This is a genomic window from Vibrio sp. 99-8-1 (genome assembly GCF_013114595.1).
In the GTDB taxonomy this organism is placed as follows: domain Bacteria; phylum Pseudomonadota; class Gammaproteobacteria; order Enterobacterales; family Vibrionaceae; genus Vibrio.
Map to the genome: position 1 here is coordinate 40,611 of NZ_VTXE01000004.1, position 14,563 is coordinate 55,173.

Genomic DNA, 14,563 nt, shown 5'->3' on the forward strand with positions numbered 1-14,563 from the left:
AGTATGAGCAGTTTTGTAGTAATTCCACGTGGAGAAATAAGACTGTAGAACGGTTTTATAGAATAGTGTTTTTAGCTACACCAGAGTTGATCAGAGTTGATCTAACGAGGACAGCCATCTTAATAAACAACTTTATGAGACCGTTACTGTGTCAGTTGCATAAAAATCAGAAATGTCCCGTAACTGCATAATTTTCTTGGGTAACAACAAAGCTAAATCGACTATGTTGGCAAAAACTCATTTCAGGTAGGAGGTGGAAATGACCAGAGCTAGAAACCAACAAGTTTGTTTAGACGCAACATCTTATTATCATTGTGTATCTCGCTGTGTTCGTCGAACATTTTTATGCGGCTATGATGACTATTCGAAGCGAGATTTTGAGCATCGTCGTGGCTGGATAGAGTCGCGTATCAAGATGCTTAGCCAAATCTATTGCATTGATATTTGTGCGTATGCTGTGATGAGCAATCATTATCATTTGGTGGTGCATATCAATAAATCGCAAGCCCTAAAACTAAACGAGCTCGAGGTTGTCGAGCTATGGAGTAAGATGCACTCGCTACCTGTGTTGATTCAACGATGGTTAAAGCAAGAGCTTAAAGGAGAGGCAGAGCACACCGTAGTTCAAGAGATTATCCAAACTTGGCGAGAGCGCTTGTATAGCCTAAGTTGGTTTATGCGCGAGCTTAATTTTGATATTGCTCTGAAAGCCAACCAAGAAGAAAACTGTAAAGGCCATTTTTGGGAAAGTCGCTATAAAAGTCAGGCACTATTAGACGAAAAAGCGCTGTTAGCGGCCATGGCTTACACTGATCTAAATCCTATCAGAGCCGGAATGGCTGATACACCAGAACACTCAGACTATACCTCCGTCAAAGAGCGTTTAAGTGCACTTGCTCATCAACAAACAACAGCTTCCTGTTTGCATCCCTTTATTGGAAACGCAAGTAATGAAATGCTGTCAGGCATTCCGTTTAGATTAATGGATTATATAGAACTGGTTGATTGGACTGGGCGTGAATTTAGAGAAGGAAAAGCGAGCATTTCAAGCCGCCAGCCTCCTTTATTAAAACGTTTAAATATCAACCAAAAGGCGTGGTTAAAAGCGTGCACTCAACTAGAAAAGCAAAGAGCGCTCTGTATAGGAATGAAAGAGAGCATTCAGTGTAATTTATCAAGGCTACATCGACGACGAATGTGCGGTTATCAGTTAAATTAATCTAAACGACACCTTCTTACTCTCATAGAAACTCCGGTCACAGCATCTGCTGAGCACGTCTATACAATAAATTCGCATAAAATTGTTGTTTTTCAATATGTTTCAACTAAATGATAGAAAAAGTATATTAACCTATTTATAACTGAGCAGATGAGAACGGGTTGGTTTGAATCTTTTTTAAGATGCATGTCCTCGTTGTTCTGTCGTTGTTCCGAAGAGAGTGACTTTTACGTAAAAGCGTCGGAAGAAACTCAGAGTAAACTGAAGGGAATGAATTTGTTGATAAGTAAAACTCCGGTCAAAGTGACTGAAGGCACATCAACCTTCCAAAATGGTACCAATGGTATGATGAATAGCGAGGGAGATGCGATTAAAAACGTTCTTAGCCAGACCCACAATTACGATGAGAATAGTACCGGATATGGTAGTGTGTTGCTCAACGTTAATTACAATCCAACTCACGGCTTCTTAGGGGACGGTATAGAATCTGCCGTGGATAAAATGGGTGGGACAACAGGGATAGCCAAACAGACTGGTGAATTTATTCGTGATACAACAACAGCGCAAGGTAGTGATGGTTCCAATTTCGCCAACCATTCGCAGGGTAATCAGCTTAACAAGAGTGGTCTTGAGTATATTACAGACAAAGGTAGCTATGAGCAGGGAGGATTTAAAGGACAGGATTACTTTAAGAGTGAAGAAAAGAGTGGAATCCCGACCTTTGCCGGTTATGGTTCACCTGTAAATACCGAGGACATGAAGCAAGTGGTCGAAGATGCAGGGTTTGATTTTAGGGGGAATTTTACCAATGACGGTGACTTTGTTGGTGAAGTGCTTGGAAAGAACACCGGAGATGATGGAAACAGAGGAAATACGGTGTTAACGACCATAAAAGATGCAGTAAACATAGATACCTATAAAAATGCATCGGAGTTATTTTCTGATGAATCACCACATAGCAATTATAATTGCGGAGATTTATCCACAGCGGTATGCGGACCAAAACAACCATGAAAAAACTAATAAATGTAACGGCTTTTCTTTTGACAGTTATCTTTGCTTCAGGTTGCTCCGGAGGGAAGTATTTTTATTTAACCGATGCTGATGTTATCGAAAACCCTTATATCGTCTTTAATCCGCCAAAACAAGACTGGTACTTATATAAAACTAGAGACTGGAGAGTTTTGTATGGTGGGACGAGCAGCGAAAACAGAGCAGTACAATGGATAGGGTTATCAAATGCTAACCCAAGCATTATGACCCTGAGAATTAGTACTGATAACTATATCTCTTCAGAAGATAATTACTATTTAAATAGTGATTTTGATGAAAATTATGGGCGTCGTTTTACTAAGCCTGATTTTTTGAAGAGGAGCAAAATTCAGGGTATTACGTTCTTTGAAAAATGGACCACTCATATTAACGGGATACATTGCATGGCGAACTCTTATTTACAAGGTATCGGAGGTAGCTATGCACCTACTGGAAGTAAAACGACCCATATAGACTGTGGTTATTATGATAGGACTATTAGCGAGAATGATGGAATGCGAATGATATCTATCAGGTATACAATCAACTTTTATGCGAGTACTGCTGATGAACAAAAAATCGAAAACGAACGCTACCTAAAAGAGGCTGTGAAGCAGATTGCGGAGAGCATCAAAATAAAAAACCTCGACGTAGAGCGTATGGAAGAGGAAGGATTAATGTTCTATGACAAGCCGTTTGATTTAGACCCGGAAGATTCTTTTATTTGGCGTGCTGAAGATACTAAGCAGTAAAAAATTGGTTGGTATAACTAATAAACGCCACTCATCGAGACTGTAATTTAATTTGTGTATATTTAATTGGGATAGGCACTTTAATATTTAATATAATTAATTGGGATAGGCGCCTTAATATTTGAAATTTATTAGGAAACGACTATATGACTTCATATGCAATAATAAAATTCCGATACTTGATCATTGCACTTTTCATAATACTCACCACCGGTTGCTCAGGCGTTTCTCACCAAACTGTTTTCTCGAAAGTTAATAAAAATCTGATGCAAGATTATAATCCTTTCATTTACAAGTTGAATTCTGAAAATGACGAATTTGCGACTTATAGTGCTGAAGCTGCTGGAGAAGTATCCCAAAGTATCGTTTTTAATAGCCAGGTGCTGGCTAAAGATATTTTTTCCTATTTCCAAAAGTTGTGCAGTTTCACAGAAGATCAACTAGTGGAAACTAGGCTAGTATCTGTTGATGCCCCTCTATTTGTTGAGGTATGGGGTTTTAACGATCCAAAATCCGAGCGCGAAGATAAACGTTCATATTTGTCACTTGTAATGAAACAGCTTCCTAACGATGGTGGTGTAGATTTCTTCAGTAAGGGCTCATGTCATAGCAAGCCTACAATAATTCATCATCCCAAATAATAATTATAATTGGGAGTGGCACCTTAATATTCTTAACAACAATGTATACTGGTTACTACACAAATGTCATACCTTCAGTACAAATTGAACGTGCTCAATGTTTGCTCTATAATCTGTTCTGTTACGGAAATATTCCGTACATGGAGGGAGTTATGGCAACAGCACGTTTAGATATTCGTCTTGATGAAGAGATCAAGGCAAAAGCTGAAAAAGCATCGGCTTTGCTTGGGCTAAAAAGTCTTACTGAGTATGTAGTTAGGCTTATGGATGAAGATGCAACAAACGTAATTGCAGAGCACGAAGGCATAGTGGTTAAAGACAGTGTCTTTGATGAATTTATGGTGGCATGTGACAAAGCAAAAGCACCAAATAAAGCTTTGTTAGAAGCGGCCAAACTTGCAAATGAGAGCGGTATTAAGTGAGTTGGAGCAAAGAGTTCGTAGAACTTAGTAAATCAAAGCACGACCGCAACTCATTCGATTGTGGTGAGAAAGAGCTGAATACGTTTATTCGCACTCAAGCGGCAAAACATATGCAAGCAGGCATTAGCCGAACGATGATTTTGCCTAGTGCTCAACCATTGTTTAATCAAAAATATGCTATATGTGCATTTTATAGCGTTGCTCCTAGCTCAATCCGTCGAGAGACCCTACCAACGCAACTAGCAAAAAAACTTCCTAGATACCCAATACCAGTATTTCTCCTAGCTCAGCTAGCTGTGCATAAAGAATTTCATGGTTCAGGGCTTGGAAAAATTAGCTTAATCCGCGCTCTGAAATATCTTTGGGAAGTGAATCATCATATGCGAGCTTATGCGATTGTGGTGGACTGCCTTACGGATTCAGCGCAAGCATTCTATACAAAGTTCGGCTTTGAAATTTTGTGCGAATATAACGGACGTATGCGTCTGTTTTTACCTATGAAAACGTTAGATAGGCTATTTAATCAATAAACTATGAACATATTACGCATCTAATCGTGATTCACAACACTTGGCATTTTTGTTCTAAGCAGCTTGAGTGTTATCGGTATAATGTTTAGGTTAAGTGTTGGTGTTTACCTGTCGACGAAGAATGGAGTCTGTTATGGCGAGAGCTAAGACAAAAGAAGAGTTAATTTCTCAAGCGGATGATAATTTTATAAAGCTGTTTCGGTATATCGATTCTATGTCCGAACAAGCATTAAATACCGAATTTGATTTTTCCGATGACAAAAGCAAAAAAGAATCGCATTGGAGCCGAGACAGAAACCTACGGGATGTTTTGATACATCTGTATGAGTGGCATCAGTTGTTACTAAATTGGGTCAATTCAAACATGTCGGGTCAGAAAGCGGCTTTTCTTCCTCCACCATACAATTGGAAAACGTATGGCCAGATGAATATTGAGTTTTGGCAAAAACATCAACAAACCGAATTGTTAACTGCAAAGGCTCTGCTGCAAGAGAGCCATAAAGCCGCGCTCGAAGTCGCTAAAAACTTCACCAATGAAGAGCTGTACACTAAACAGTACTTCGACTGGACAGGCACAACAACGCTAGGAAGTTATTGTGTATCCGCGATGCCAAGTCATTATGATTGGGCGTTAAAGAAGCTACGAGCTCACGCAAAAATGCAGTCTTGAACAGTGTCGCCAGTTAAGACTCGTGTGTATCTTTATGTTTTATATTTGCCTTTAGTGTTATGTCGCCACTGAGGCTCTATGCTTTGAATGAGTTCAGAATAAAGGAGAGTAGCCATGAAAACGGTATTGGAGTCAGAGTTGGTTTGCCCGACGTGCGGACATAAAAGCCGAGAAGTCATGCCTACAAATTCGTGTCTCTATTTTTACGAATGCAAAGGGTGTGGAGAGTTACTCAAACCTAACACTGGCGATTGCTGTGTATTTTGCTCTTATGGCAGTGTTCCTTGCCCTCCAATTCAAGAGCAAGGTAAGTGCTGTAATTAGTTGCTTGTAAAACCAGATTACATAATAGGGAGAAACCTCTCGAAATGAACAGTTGGTACAAAGGAATAAAATGAAAAAAATAGCAGTGTTAGTTGTTTGCACCCTTCTTGGTGCTTGTGCCAGTAAAGAGTTACCAGTAGAAGAAAATTCTAGTGTTCAAAATGTAAGTTCTGATCAGATTATAGGTGTATGGAAATGCGATGCCAGTGCATTTGCTAACGGTAGGGGACCTGAGTTTAAAACAGAAAACAACTATGCGGAAAATAAAACCTTTAATACCACAGGAAAGATGGAAGAACGCATGGGTAGTTTTAGTAACTTAGTGTCCATTAAAATTGAGGCGAAAGGAACATGGCAGTTAGATGGCAACGTATTGATAGAAACAGCAGCAGAGAGCGATGCGATTGCAAACAATATGTTTTCAAGAAGTGTTGTGGACAAAATTAATAGTGATATGCCCGAGGTTTTAGTTAGTGCGTATGAACTCTCATTTGAAAGCGCAGAAAGAATGGAAATGAAAGGCCTTAATAATGGGCCTGTATTGAAGTGCCAACGCAAGTCAGCGTTTTGATAAAAACCGGTACTATCGCTAAACAAGCTCTTTGGCATCACTTGGTTATAAAATAGAGTAAGGAACAATCAGATGGAAGTGCATGAGTGCGTCTCTTTTATTTTGCTTAAGGATGACAACGTTTTGCTTGAAAAACGCAGCGAGTATAAGAGAACAGATCCAGGTTTGATTAATATTCCTGGTGGGCACATGGATGAAGGTGAAACTCAACGGCAAACCTTATGCCGCGAGGTGAAGGAAGAGCTCAATGTTATTCCAACTCAGTACCAGTACTTATGTTCGCTATACCATCCCACCAGTGAACTACAGTTGATTCATTACTATATTGTTAATCAGTGGCAAGGGGAAATTACAGCCCAAGAAGCTGAAGATGTGCAATGGTTTAAGTTGGCTTCCGTACAGCTTGCTATAGAAGCTGATAATATTGCGTTGGCAGAAGTAGCAAGGGTGAGTCGCTACCTTTGAACAAGTGTCTGGTTAATGGCCGTGATAGGGCACGTTGTTGTTGCTTATTGAGTGAGTTTTGCGGTGTAGGGTGTATAAAATAGCTATGAAACGTCAAATGTTAGACTCTTTCGAGAAGCAGTTTTGTAAATTTATCGAGTTGGAAATGCAGCAAGATCTTGCTCACGACTTAAACCATGTCTTAAGAGTGGTCAAAACGGCAAAATCTTTATGCGAAAGTGAAGGCGCAAAGTTGGAAATCGTACTTCCAGCGGCCTATCTTCATGACTGTTTCTCATTTGCAAAGAATCATCCAGAAAGAGCTAGCAGCTCTAAGATAGCATCGGAAAAAGCGCTAGCTTACCTTGATAATATCGGTTACCCCCCAGCCTTGTTTCCTGAAATCAGCCACGCGATCATAGCGCACAGTTTCAGCGCTAACATCAAGCCAGAAACATTGGAAGCGCAGATAGTACAAGATGCCGACCGGTTAGATGCTCTAGGTGCCATTGGTATTGCAAGGTGTTTACAAGTCAGTACCAGCTTAGGTGTCGATCTCTACCACCCTTCAGATCCATTTGCTCAGTCTCGCGATCTAGATGATAAACAGCATAGTATCGATCACTTCTATGTGAAGTTGCTTAACCTTAAAAAGAGCATGAACACATCTTCTGCCAAAGCAGAAGCGGAGAGGCGAACTGCTTTTATGTTGGAATATTTAAAGCAGCTCGGTTCCGAGATTTAGCGGTCGCTTTAAAGTCATGAATCAAAGCAATAAGACTCCGGAACCACGACCACTCCCTGTTCTGAGATGGTAAAGCGCTCTCTGTCTTTAGCTGGGTTTATACCAATTTTGGTTCCTGCTGGGATCTGGACATGTTTATCTATGATGCAATTTTTTAGTTGGCAGTTCTCACCAACGGACACATTGTCAAATAGTATGCAGCTAGATACAGTGGCTCCATTCTCCACCTTAACCTCTGGTGACAAAATCGAGTCTTGTACTGAGCCTCCGCTAATCACCACGCCACTTGAGATAATTGAATTGATAAATATACCTTCATTTCCGGTTGCGGATGAGACGGTTCTGGCTGGTGGCAGTTGTGGTTCATAGGTACGAATAGGCCAATTCTTCTGGTATAAATCCATCGGTGGTACAGGTTGTAGTAAATCCATATTGGCCTGATAAAAACTGTCTATGGTTCCTACGTCGCGCCAATAGGTATCTGCAGATACTCGACCTGACTCGCCACCAAATTGATGAGAATAGACCTTCTCGCCATCGATGAGTTTGGGAATGATATCTTTGCCGAAATCATGACTGGATCTAGGGTTAGCGGCATCTTGTTGAAGCACTTGATTTAGCGCATCAGTAGAAAAGATGTAGATCCCCATAGAGGCAAGCGCTTTGTCTGGCTTATCGGGGATAGATGTTGGACGGGCGGGTTTTTCTGAAAACGCCACGATTTGTTGCTGCTCATTAATAGACATTACCCCAAAGGCACTTGCTTCATTTAAGGGCACTTCCATACAACCAACGGTTAAGTCGGCATTGGTCTTTTTGTGTTTTTTAAGCATGGCATCATAGTCCATGCGGTAAATATGATCCCCCGATAAGACAACAACATACTTAGCTTCACTACGAGACAGCAACCATAAGTTTTGATAAATGGCGTCTGCGGTGCCGCTGTACCATTTGTCACCGTGGCGCATTTGAGGAGGCACAACCGTAATGTATTCACCTAGCTCAGGATTAAAGACCGACCAACCATCTCGCAAATGTTTTTGTAGCGAGTGAGACTTGTATTGAGTCAGCACTAAAATGCGTCGCAAACCAGAATGCAGACAGTTGGTTAAGGTAAAATCAATGATGCGATATTTGCCGCCAAAAGGAACGGCGGGTTTTGCTCTGTTATCGGTTAAAGGGGATAGGCGTGACCCCATACCTCCGGCAAGTACTACTGTAAGCGTGTCGTGCATAATCTAATCCCCAAGCTAATCAAGTGACGATACATTTATTAATCAAGTATCGAGCCAACAGTTAACCTGTTGATATTTAAATAGTTGAGTTATTCGGTTCTTGATGCTTGCACTAGAGTGGCGCAGGTTGATATTAACTTGCACCAAATAGGTACTTCCTAAAGGGAGATGTTCAAAACGATTGAGAAAGCGTGTCGATAAACCATTGATAGCGCTTGGCGATAGGTCTGTTTTGCTTGGTGACTAAGTAAACACTTTCTTTGCACTGTAGAGGCGGGTGAGTAATGTGAATATCTTTCTGCTGGGGAAATAGAGATACTGCACTTAACGGTAATACAGCAAATCCGAGTCCTTGCGCTACAGGGTAAAGAATTTGACTTAACTGATTAATGTAACCGTTGATCGGTATATTCGTTTGCGATTTGTCTAATCCATAACTGCGTAAAATTTCACTTAAATAGTGTTTCCCATCAGGGTGGTCTATAACCCCAAGTTCCGCTAGGTTTTGTTCAGTGATTGCGATGGATTTGGCTGTGTCCGGCAGAATCAAGAACAACTTCTCTTCGCCTATTTTTTGGTAGTGTAACTGATCAGATGGAAGTACTTTGGTCATCAAACCAATATCAATAGTATTGTCTATTAAGTCGTTTGCAATGCGCGAATTTGGTGCGGCTTCTAACGAAACCCGTAATTGCGGGTACTGTTTTTGTCTGCTTAAAAATGTGGCTTGAAACTGCATACAGAGTGAACCAGACATAGCAAAGCGACAGTCTCCGCTGTGCTCTGAGTCTTGTATTATGCTCTGTTTTAGTGCCGCTTCTTGTTTTAGCTGTTGGCAAGAGAACTGATAAACTTGGTTGCCAGCGTCGGTAAGCTCGAATTTTTTACCAAACTTAAGTAGAAGTTGTACCCCCAGTTCGTTCTCCAGTTTCTTAATATGTTGGCTCACTCCCGGTTGCGTCATAAAAAGCTTTTCAGCGGTTTTGGTAAAATGTCCCACTTCGACCAGAGTTTTAAATGTGTAGAGCCAAGGGTTGATTAACATAATTTTTCATAACAGGTGATTATTAACTTAAGGTTAATTGATAATCTAATCTTTTTAAAGATAGTATTTATATTCATGATATATTTGGTTGCACAGAACTCAATCGGCCGTATAGCTTAGCTTAATGAAGTTAGTTGACCATGTTCCGTCTCTCTACGCCCTTATTCTCCCCCCAAATCAATCTATTAAAGGCTGATTTATTCCGTTACAGTGCCTTTATAATTCTGGTAATGGTTTAAGTTAATGCGTTATCGCCTGATTGTGTCGTTGACTATACGGCACAGACGCTGTCTTGTATAAAGCACCAACAAAAAGTTGCAAAAATATACGGGAAAGGTCAACAGACCCTAAGGTAACGGGGTTTCTTTAACGCGCAAGTAAACACAGGATGTTTAAATGAACATTAAGCAAAACGAAATTTTTACAACGGATGTGATTTTGCATGCGTTCGATTGGTCTTATCAGGATGTAGCAGAAAAAGCTGGGCAAATTAGCCAGCTCGGCTATCGCTCTGTACTTGTTTCACCTCCAATGAAGTCATTAAAAAGCGACCCAGCAACTAAGTGGTGGCAGCGCTATCAACCGCAAGACTATCGGGTTATAGATAATCAACTCGGTAATACGGAACAGTTTATTGAAATGATTACGGCCTTAACAAAAGTTGATGTGCAGGTTTATGTGGATGTGGTGTTCAATCACATGGCTAACGAATCCAGTGAAAGGTTGGATCTGCAATACCCTAGTCACGGGGATATGGAAAGTTACCAACGAGACAATAACCAATATCAAAAATGGCGTCTGTTTGGCGATCTTACTCAGCCACTATTTACCGAGAAGGATTTTGTTGAAGCGTTTGGCATTGAAGATTGGAAGAATAAATGGCAGGTTCAAAATGGTCGAATTTCAGGAGGACCAGAAGACCCGGGGTTACCGACGTTGATTGACAACGAGCATGTGGTTGAGCAGCAGCAACACTATTTGAGAGCACTGAAAAAGTTAGGTGTAAAAGGGTTCCGTATTGATGCCGCAAAGCACATGACACTACAACATTTAAATAAAGTGTGGACCCGCGATATTACCCAAGATGTGCATATTTTTGGCGAGATAATTACCGATGGAGGAGCAACTAAGGAAGAGTACCAGTTGTTTTTGCAACCTTATCTGCAATCTACCACTTTAGCTGCCTATGACTTTCCCCTTTTTAATAGCATTTTTAAGGCATTCAGTGAAACGGGAGACATGAAGTCTCTGATAAACCCTTACTGTTTTGGACAAGCGTTGTCTAAATCCAGAGCGATCACTTTTGCTATTACTCATGACATCCCCAATAACGATGTGTTTTCCGATTTGGTGATGGAGGAGCGATACGAGTGGTTAGCTTACTGCTATATACTTGGTCGGGATGGTGGTGTTCCGCTGATATATAGTGATTTAAACACCAGCAATATTCGTGACGAATCAGGTAAACCTCGTTGGCAAGATGCATGGAAAGAGCACCGTATGGCATCTATGATTCGCTTCCACAATAAAGTGCATGGTCAAACGATGGCAAGAGTCGTTGGAGATGAAGACTATTTAGTCTTTTCCCGAGGTGAAGAAGGCATAGTCGCCATTAATAAATCGGAAAAAACGATTCAGATATCCATCGATTGGCCATGGAATATGTACGATCTGCTTAGCGACAGCCTGTTTTTATCTCAGCACGGAGAATTTGAATTCACACTGCCTGCACAATCGTGTTTGATGATGCTAAGAGCTAAGAGCTAAGAGCTAAGAGCTAAGAGCTAAGAGCTAAGAGCCCAAAAAAAACGCCAGAGGCATGACTGCACTGGCGTTTTATCTTTAATTATTGTTTGGTTTAAACAATAAACTTATTCAAGATATTGCTCTGTTCGCGAACGTTCTCTGTTTGTACTTGCATTGCCATGTTCGCTTCGTTTGCCCCTTCAGATACCTGAACAGATAGGTCCTTAATTTTCACTGTATTAGAGTTGATCTCTTCAGCCACCAAGCTTTGCTCTTCGGCTGCAGAAGCAATCTGCATGTTCATGTCAGAAATGCGTTGAATTGCATCACGAATACGTTCTAGAGCGATGTTTGCTTCTTGTGCTTGTTCAACTGTATTACTCGCGGTTTCTTTACTTAGTCCCATCGCTTTGGCAACAGAACCTGCACCCGCTTGAAGTTGCTCAATCATGTTGCGGATTTCAGTCGTTGACTCTTGCGTTCTCTGTGCAAGGGTTCGTACTTCATCGGCAACCACCGCAAAACCTCGACCTTGCTCACCGGCACGTGCAGCCTCAATCGCGGCGTTCAGTGCTAACAGGTTAGTTTGGTCGGCGATATCATTGATAACTTGCAGTACCGTCTCAATGCTGTCCGTTGCATCCTCAAGCGCTTTCACTTCGCTAACGGCTTGATCAATACGGTTGGACAACTCATTGATGGACTCTGTGGTATGGCTAACAACCAGTGAACCTTGCTGAGTGGCATCATCGGCTTCTTGAGCGGCACCCGCGGCACCTTGTGCATTGCCTGCCATATCAGTAGAGGTAGTGGCCATTTCGTTCATTGCGGTAGCCAGTTGCTCAAGCTCTTGCAACTGTTCTTGCATGGCACTTGCAGCGTGTGATGAACCTTCTGCGGTACTTTCTGCCCCGCGAATAATCTCTTCACCAATGCCTTTAAGCTGTTTAATTTGACCTTGTAGTTTTTCTGTAAAGGTATTAAACCCACCAGCAAGTTCGGCAAATTCTTTGTCGGTTTTGGTAGACAGACGTTGTGTTAAGTCACCATCGCCAGTTGCTACGTCTTGAATAGCGTCATTCAGAGAGTCAAGAGGGCGCATCAATTTCGCAATAAGTAGCAATAGGAGTGTGATACTAATAATTAGAGCTACAACGGTGAAAATGATGGATGATGTGCGCATCTCATAAACCGAAGCAAATGCAATATCCTGATCTAAGGCAACACCAATAAACCAATCTTGATTCGGTACTTTTACAAAGTTAAAGACAAACTCTTGCCCATCAACATCAATATGTTGCATCTGTTGCTTAATTTGCACACCAGTTTGATAGGAAGAGAATGGTTGGCCATTTTTCTCTGCATCAGGGTGAGCAATGGTTGAGCCTTTGCTATCGACAATAAATACGTAACCGGCATCAAACAGTTGCACGTTGTTTACGATTTCTGCCAGACCGACCAAGCTTACATCAAAAAAGAGTGCGCCTTTAAACTGGCCGTTTTCTCTTAATGGGGTCGCAATGGAGATAAGAATCTCTTTGGTTACAGAATCGGCATAAGGGTCGGTAACAATCAACTGATTTTGAGCTTTTGCATCTTTGTACCAAGGACGAGCGCGAGCATCCCATGAAGAACCTGGATCCCAACCTGGATCGCCACTAATGGCTTGACCGTTCGTTTCTAATCCCCCACCTACGAGTACAAAAGGTTTTTTAAGGGCAGGTTGATCGATAACGGCCATGATTGCGTCGGGAGCTAAGTTACGCTCAACGATGTTGGTGGTGTAACGAGCAACGTCTTTACGCCCTTCCATCTCTGAGACTACGTTATTTTTGACACTTTGCATAATGTCTTTAACGCTAACTTCGATAGTGGCTTCGAGCTCAGACTGGATAGTCATGACTTGTTTTACTGATAGTAGACTTACCGTTACTAGCATTAAAACTGCTGAAGCGATAACGATTTTATGGCTAAATTTCATATCTGATTCCTTCAAGTACTTCCATGGAACATAAGGATTAAAAAGCGCCAACTTTTGTATGATGATTTAATGTAAAACTAACTTGTAATTTTTGTATGTCAGTTTTTACTTTTATGAAAGTTAAATGTTATTTAAATAGAGCTTTCATAATGGTTTATCGGTAATTATAAGAGTTACTTTAGAGTTTAGCATATTCTAAAATTATGGATTACAGAGGGTGAACTGCGTATAAATGCTTTAATAGTGGGCTTTTGCGACAAATTTAGCCATAAAAATGCCGTAATGTAAGTCAGCATTTCTATAAGGGAAGCGAAAGATAGCAATTAATTCTTAATGACGTTGCTTTCGGTTTATTGATAAAAAACAAACTTGGATCAAATTCGTAGTGATTGATTGTAGAGTAATTAATCTAATTTTTAATGATTAAAGGGTGCAAATCATGGTGGTGGTGTTGATTTTTGCAGTTTGAAACAAGAATTGGCATTAACAACTAGTATGAAAGTCGTTCTATCTATGTGATAAACTTGCGGCCTATACTGAACATAAGTGAAAGAAAATGAATTTCGAACAATCTAACTCCAGCGATCAAGAAGAGATTGAAATTGAAGCGATAGCAGTAGAGATTTCTAATGAACCTGTTGAACTGTATAAGGTGTTTAAGATCGCCAACTTAGTGAATGGTGGTGGAGAAGCAAAACACATCATTGCAGAAGGTTATGTCGCAGTAAATGGTGAGATAGAGACACGTAAACGCCGTAAAATGTACGATGGCGATTTGATAGAGTTTAATCAGGAATACTATGTCGTCATCTGTGTAGAAGGCATGGAACAACAATATGATATGGATGAACTGCCTGAAATAGATGAAAATGACTTAACGGCAGAAGAGTTTCAAGTATCCGCAGAAGAAGCAGAAGCGATCAACCAGCAATACGACACTTCAGAAGACATACAGAGTGACTCTGTTGAAGAACAGCAGTCAGAGCAAGATAATCCTGAACAAGAGAACAAGCCCTCTAAGGGAAGAAAATCAATTCAATTCTTTTGATTAAATGTAGGGTCTGTTGATTATTGGTGGTCAACAGGCCTTACATGACCATCCCATTTTGTACATTCAAGTAACCTCAACATGCTCATTTCTGCGTCAGATAACTTTGAAAGGGGAATGTTATTGCTTCGATTATCTTGCTTGAACTGAACCTGTTG

At 40.8% G+C, this 14,563-nt stretch carries 16 protein-coding genes; 13 read left to right on the plus strand and 3 right to left on the minus strand.

Annotated features, from left to right (window positions below; translation table 11 throughout):
* Window positions 1–259 precede the first annotated feature (259 nt).
* The 11 genes from F0227_RS02845 to F0227_RS02895 all read left to right on the plus strand — a co-directional run bounded on the left by F0227_RS02845 (window position 260) and on the right by F0227_RS02895 (window position 7,350).
* The gene (locus F0227_RS02845) at window positions 260–1,219 is read left to right on the plus strand and encodes a transposase (protein ID WP_171751657.1); all 960 of its coding nucleotides are present in this window, start codon (window positions 260–262) and stop codon (window positions 1,217–1,219) included.
* Between the two features lie 276 nt (window positions 1,220–1,495).
* Complete coding sequence (locus F0227_RS02850) at window positions 1,496–2,233, plus strand: hypothetical protein (protein WP_171751658.1); 738 nt, start codon at window positions 1,496–1,498, stop codon at window positions 2,231–2,233.
* Window positions 2,230–3,003, plus strand: coding sequence for a hypothetical protein (locus F0227_RS02855; RefSeq protein WP_171751659.1), 774 nt, complete (start codon window positions 2,230–2,232; stop codon window positions 3,001–3,003). Before F0227_RS02850 ends, F0227_RS02855 begins: the two co-directional genes overlap by 4 nt.
* 146 nt (window positions 3,004–3,149) lie before the next feature.
* Window positions 3,150–3,644 (plus strand): hypothetical protein, encoded by a 495-nt coding sequence (locus tag F0227_RS02860; RefSeq protein ID WP_171751660.1) that lies wholly within the window; start codon window positions 3,150–3,152, stop codon window positions 3,642–3,644.
* 152 nt (window positions 3,645–3,796) lie between these two features.
* On the plus strand, window positions 3,797–4,066 hold the full coding sequence (locus F0227_RS02865) for a DUF1778 domain-containing protein (protein WP_171751661.1): 270 nt from the start codon (window positions 3,797–3,799) through the stop codon (window positions 4,064–4,066).
* Window positions 4,063–4,596 (plus strand): GNAT family N-acetyltransferase, encoded by a 534-nt coding sequence (locus F0227_RS02870; RefSeq protein WP_171751662.1) that lies wholly within the window; start codon window positions 4,063–4,065, stop codon window positions 4,594–4,596. Before F0227_RS02865 ends, F0227_RS02870 begins: the two co-directional genes overlap by 4 nt.
* Window positions 4,597–4,729: 133 nt before the next feature.
* Complete coding sequence (locus F0227_RS02875; protein ID WP_171751663.1) at window positions 4,730–5,266, plus strand: ClbS/DfsB family four-helix bundle protein; 537 nt, start codon at window positions 4,730–4,732, stop codon at window positions 5,264–5,266.
* Between the two features lie 114 nt (window positions 5,267–5,380).
* Window positions 5,381–5,590: a GDCCVxC domain-containing (seleno)protein gene (locus F0227_RS02880; RefSeq protein ID WP_171751664.1), complete on the plus strand. Its 210-nt coding sequence runs from the start codon at window positions 5,381–5,383 to the stop codon at window positions 5,588–5,590.
* 70 nt (window positions 5,591–5,660) lie between these two features.
* Entirely contained in the window at window positions 5,661–6,161 is a 501-nt protein-coding gene (locus tag F0227_RS02885; protein ID WP_171751665.1) for a hypothetical protein, read from the plus strand.
* 72 nt (window positions 6,162–6,233) lie between these two features.
* Entirely contained in the window at window positions 6,234–6,626 is a 393-nt protein-coding gene (locus F0227_RS02890) for an NUDIX domain-containing protein (protein ID WP_171751666.1), read from the plus strand.
* 97 nt (window positions 6,627–6,723) lie between these two features.
* Window positions 6,724–7,350 (plus strand): HD domain-containing protein, encoded by a 627-nt coding sequence (locus F0227_RS02895; RefSeq protein ID WP_171751779.1) that lies wholly within the window; start codon window positions 6,724–6,726, stop codon window positions 7,348–7,350.
* 14 nt (window positions 7,351–7,364) lie between these two features.
* On the opposite strand, the gene glgC is transcribed toward F0227_RS02895, so the two are convergent.
* Entirely contained in the window at window positions 7,365–8,585 is a 1,221-nt protein-coding gene (gene glgC, locus F0227_RS02900; RefSeq protein ID WP_171751667.1) for a glucose-1-phosphate adenylyltransferase, read from the minus strand.
* Between the two features lie 172 nt (window positions 8,586–8,757).
* Window positions 8,758–9,630 (minus strand): LysR family transcriptional regulator, encoded by an 873-nt coding sequence (locus tag F0227_RS02905; RefSeq protein WP_171751668.1) that lies wholly within the window; start codon window positions 9,628–9,630, stop codon window positions 8,758–8,760.
* Between the two features lie 396 nt (window positions 9,631–10,026).
* On the opposite strand from F0227_RS02905, the gene F0227_RS02910 reads away from it, so the two are divergent.
* Window positions 10,027–11,397: an alpha-amylase family glycosyl hydrolase gene (locus F0227_RS02910; RefSeq protein ID WP_171751669.1), complete on the plus strand. Its 1,371-nt coding sequence runs from the start codon at window positions 10,027–10,029 to the stop codon at window positions 11,395–11,397.
* A gap of 91 nt (window positions 11,398–11,488) precedes the next feature.
* On the opposite strand, the gene F0227_RS02915 is transcribed toward F0227_RS02910, so the two are convergent.
* Window positions 11,489–13,357 carry a methyl-accepting chemotaxis protein gene (locus F0227_RS02915; RefSeq protein WP_171751670.1) on the minus strand — a complete coding sequence of 623 codons (1,869 nt, stop codon included), beginning with the start codon at window positions 13,355–13,357 and terminating at the stop codon, window positions 11,489–11,491.
* 556 nt (window positions 13,358–13,913) lie between these two features.
* Here F0227_RS02915 and F0227_RS22070 point away from each other — a divergent pair.
* Window positions 13,914–14,405, plus strand: a complete 492-nt coding sequence (locus F0227_RS22070) for an RNA-binding S4 domain-containing protein (RefSeq protein WP_171751671.1) — start codon at window positions 13,914–13,916, stop codon at window positions 14,403–14,405.
* The last annotated feature ends 158 nt before the right edge of the window (window positions 14,406–14,563 follow it).